The sequence below is a fragment of the Agromyces binzhouensis genome (assembly GCF_004135055.1).
GTDB lineage: Bacteria > Actinomycetota > Actinomycetes > Actinomycetales > Microbacteriaceae > Agromyces > Agromyces binzhouensis.
The window spans coordinates 1-4,021 of the sequence record NZ_SDPL01000292.1; the positions used below are offsets into that span (position 1 = coordinate 1).

Here is a 4,021-nt window from a genome sequence, read left to right on the forward strand (position 1 = left end):
ATCGAGCACGACCTCGTGTCCCCGCCCGTGCTGCGCACGGCCGCATCCGCGCGCGCCGCCGGCGACGCCGCCGAACGACGCGACGACATCGTGCTCCACGTCTCGGGCGACGCGCAGGTCTCCGCGGCGATCGTCGTGCGCGGGGCGCCCTACGCGGGTGCGCACGGGCTCGCGGCGACGTTCGGCCACCTCCCGATCGTCCCGAACGGCGTCAAGTGCGAGTGCGGCCAGCGCGGATGCCTCGCGACCGTCGCCGCACCGGGCGTCGTCCTCGCCAAGGCCGAACTGCAGGACTTCGAGCTCACGTACGGCCGCAGGGCGGCGATGGCGGAACTGGCCGGGCGGATCGCCGATTCCGAGGACCGCGCACGATGGGCGTGGCTCGACGCGGCGCTGTGGATCGGCCGGGCCCTGCAGGTCGTGGTGCCCACGATCGATCCCGACGTGGTCGTCGTCGGCGGGTGGTGGGCGCCCCTGTGCGCCGACATCGATGCGGCGTTCCGCGACAACCGGCCGAAGCTCGGCGGCGGTGCGCTCGACGCGATCCCCCGCCTCGTGGCAGGGACCTCGGGTGATGATCTCGGACTCGTGGGCGCGCGCGGTCAGGCGCGCGACGGCCTCCGGGCCTCGCTGGTCTCCGACGTCGCCTGACGGCCCGGGCGGAACCGGCGGGCGATTCCCCAGGCCGTCACCCGCGCCATCGCCTCGATCACGATCGCCGCGCTCATCTTGGAGCGCCCTCGCTCGCGTTCGACGAAGGTGACCGGCGCCTCGACCACCCGGAGCCCCGCCATGACCGCGTGCCAGGTCATGTCCACCTGGAAGCCGTAGCCCTTCGTGTGCACGTCCTCGAGGTGCAGCGCACGGAGCGCGTCGGCACGGTACGCCCGATACCCGGCGGTCGCATCCTTCACGGGCAGTCCGAGCATCCACCGCGAGTAGGTGCTGCCGGTCTTCGAGAGCCAGATCCGCCGACGCGGCCAGTTCACCGCCGAACCGCCCTGCACCCAGCGGGACCCGATCACGACGTCGGGTGCGCGCCCCGCGGCATCCGTCGCCTCGAGCGCGTCGAGGAGCGCCGGCAACTGCTCCGGAAGATGCGAGCCGTCGGCATCGAGCTGGACGATCGGGTCGAAGCCTCGCTCGAGCGCCCAGTCGAAGGCGGCGAGGTACGCCGCACCCAGGCCCTCCTTGCCCTTCCGGTGGAGCACGTCGACCGCGGCATCCGCCGCGGCCATCTCGTCGGCGAGCTCGCCCGTGCCGTCGGGCGACCCGTCGTCGACGACGAGGACCGACGCCGTCGGCACCGCGGCGCGCACGCGCGCGATGATCCCCGGCAGGTTCTCGCGTTCGTCGTACGTGGGGATCACCACGAGCGGTCCGCTCACCGACTCCTCCTCATCGCGCGACGACATGAAAGGGAATCGTACCGGGCCACGGTGGCGGGCGACGAACCGTCAGCGCACCCCGTGCATGAGCCGCAGCACCGGTCGGGTCGCGAGCGCGAGTGCCCCGCCCAGCACGATGGCGATCGCGCCGAGCACCCCGAAGTAGATCGCCTCCGGCACCGACGTGTAGAACTCCGCCAGCTGCCCCGCGACCGCCGTGCCGAGGGCGACCGAGAGGAAGAACAGCGCCACCATCTGCGTGTGGAACTTCTCGGGCGCGAGCTTCGTCGCGACCGACAGTCCGACGGGAGAGAGCAGCAGCTCGGCGACCGTGAACACGAACAGGATGCCGACGATCGCCAGCAGCGGCGTCGAGTTCGCTCCACCGCCTGCGAACGGGATGAAGAGGAGGAACGCCACGCCCATGACCGTCGTCCCGAGTGCGAACTTCACGGGCGTCGACGGCTGCCGATCGCCGAGCTTCGTCCAGATCGCAGCGAAGACCCCGGAGAGCAGGATGATGAAGACCGGGTTGATCGACTGCACCCACGAGATCGGCATCTCCCAGCCGAACAGGTTCCGGTCCAACTGCTCGTCCGAGTAGATCGTGAGCACCGTGAACTGCTGCTGGTACAGCGACCAGAAGGCCACGCTCGCGATGAACAGGGGGATGAATCCGAACACCCGGCTGCGCTCGACCGCCGTGACCGCCCGGCTCGACAGGATCACGATGAAGTACGCCACCGCGGCGACCACCGTGCCGCCGATCACCCAGGTCACCAGGTTCTCGGCGGTCACCAGGCGCGTGAGCACGAGCGCGGCGACGAGGATCACCGACGCGATCGCGATGCCGACGACCAGTCCCCTGCGCTCGCGCGGCAGCGGGTTGGGCACGACGGATGCCTCGGGCGGCAGCCCCTTGCGGCCGAACGAGTACTGGATCAGCCCGATGGCCATCCCGACCGCCGCCGCACCGAAGCCCCAGTGGAAGCCGACCGTGGACTGCAGGAGCCCGGTGATGAGCGGCCCGAGGAACGCGCCCAGGTTGATGCCGAGGTAGAAGAGGGCGAAGCCGGCGTCCCGCCTCGGATCGTCGCGCGAGTAGAGCGTGCCGACCACGCTCGTGGCGTTCGCCTTCAGCCCGCCCGACCCGAAGGCGACCAGCACGAGGCCGACGCCGACGCCGATGAAGCCCGGGAGGAGCGCCAGGGCGATGTGCCCCGCCATGATCACGATCGCCGAGATGAAGAGGACCCGCTCGCTGCCGAGCATCCGATCCGCGATCCAGGCGCCGAGGATCGTCGACAGGTACACGGCGCCGCCGTACGCGCCGACGATCCCGGCCGCGGCGCTCTGCTCCATGCCGAGGCCGCCCTCGGAGGCCGAGAAGTACAGGTAGAGCAGCAGGATCGACTGCATGCCGTAGAAGCTGAACCGCTCCCACATCTCCACGCCGAAGATGTGCGCCAGTGCCCGAGGCTGGCCGAAGAAGCCGCGGTCGGCGCGTTCGTCGGGATGGCCGGCCTCGGTCGGCGGCGCCGTCACCCCTGCGCTCGCCCCCGCGCCGGCCGTCGACTCGTCGCTCTCCCCCGTCGGACGATCGTCGTCTCGCATGGCCCCGCACCCTACACCCGATCGCCTCGCGCGGGCAGAGGCCGAGGCATCCGTCGCGGGGCCTTGTCGCACCGGACCTCGGGTGCTGGACTTGCCGCGGCACCACGACCGCAGGGGGACACCGCACATGCCGTACATCACCGTCGGGACCGAGAACTCCGCTCCCATCGAGCTCTACTACGAGGACCATGGCGAGGGCCGACCCGTCGTCCTCATCCACGGCTACCCGCTGGACGGGGCGTCATGGGAGAAGCAGGCCCGTGTGCTGCTCGGCGCGGGCTACCGCGTCGTCACGTACGACCGGCGGGGCTTCGGCCGATCGTCGAAGCCCGCGATCGGCTACGACTATGACACGTTCGCCGCCGACCTGAAGACGCTGCTCGATGCGCTCGAGCTGACGGAGGTCACGCTCGTCGGCTTCTCGATGGGCACGGGCGAGGTCGGCCGCTACCTCGGCGCGTACGGCAGCGACCGCATCGCGAAGGCCGCGTTCCTCGGCTCGCTCGAGCCGTACCTGCGGCAGACCGACGACAACCCCGACGGCGCCGCACCCGACTTCGACGGGCTGAAGTCCCAGGCCGAGGGCGACCGCTTCGCGTGGTTCGACGGCTTCTTCGAGAACTTCTACAACCTCGACGAGAACCTCGGATCGCGCATCTCCAAGGCCGCGGTCCGCGCGAGCTGGGGCACGGCGGTCGGTGCGGGCTGGTACGCCGCGTCGGCCGCGGTCGACACCTGGCTCACCGACTTCCGCGGCGACATCGAGCGCATCGACGTGCCCGTGCTCATCGTGCACGGCACCGCCGACCGCATCCTCCCGATCGACGCCACCGCGCGGCGCTTCCGCCCGCTCCTCCCGTCGGCCGAGTACATCGAGATCGAGGGCGCACCGCACGGCATGCTGTGGACGCACGCCGCGGAGATCAACGCGGCGCTGTTGACGTTCGTGGCGTCGTAGGGCGGATGCCGCGGCCGGCGCGCGGGCGCCCGACCCCCGGGGGCGCGGGCGCCGCGCGTCA

Annotated in this window: 4 protein-coding genes; 2 read left to right on the top strand and 2 right to left on the bottom strand. The window is 71.3% G+C overall.

The window, feature by feature from the left end; genetic code table 11:
- Nucleotides 1-651, top strand: a 651-nt coding sequence (locus tag ESO86_RS12755; protein ID WP_165307785.1) for an ROK family protein, incomplete at its 5' end; no start/stop codon positions are given.
- Here the strand turns inward: ESO86_RS12755 and ESO86_RS12760 are convergent.
- Both ESO86_RS12760 and ESO86_RS12765 read right to left on the bottom strand, forming a co-directional pair.
- Nucleotides 603-1,415 carry a polyprenol monophosphomannose synthase gene (locus ESO86_RS12760; protein ID WP_129235366.1) on the bottom strand — a complete coding sequence of 271 codons (813 nt, stop codon included), beginning with the start codon at nt 1,413-1,415 and terminating at the stop codon, nt 603-605. The two genes, ESO86_RS12755 and ESO86_RS12760, sit on opposite strands and share 49 nt — an antisense overlap.
- Nucleotides 1,416-1,457: 42 nt before the next feature.
- Nucleotides 1,458-3,002, bottom strand: a complete 1,545-nt coding sequence (locus ESO86_RS12765; RefSeq protein WP_129235367.1) for a peptide MFS transporter — start codon at nt 3,000-3,002, stop codon at nt 1,458-1,460.
- Between the two features lie 127 nt (nt 3,003-3,129).
- On the opposite strand from ESO86_RS12765, the gene ESO86_RS12770 reads away from it, so the two are divergent.
- On the top strand, nt 3,130-3,960 hold the full coding sequence (locus ESO86_RS12770) for an alpha/beta fold hydrolase (protein ID WP_129235368.1): 831 nt from the start codon (nt 3,130-3,132) through the stop codon (nt 3,958-3,960).
- Nucleotides 3,961-4,021: the final 61 nt, after the last annotated feature.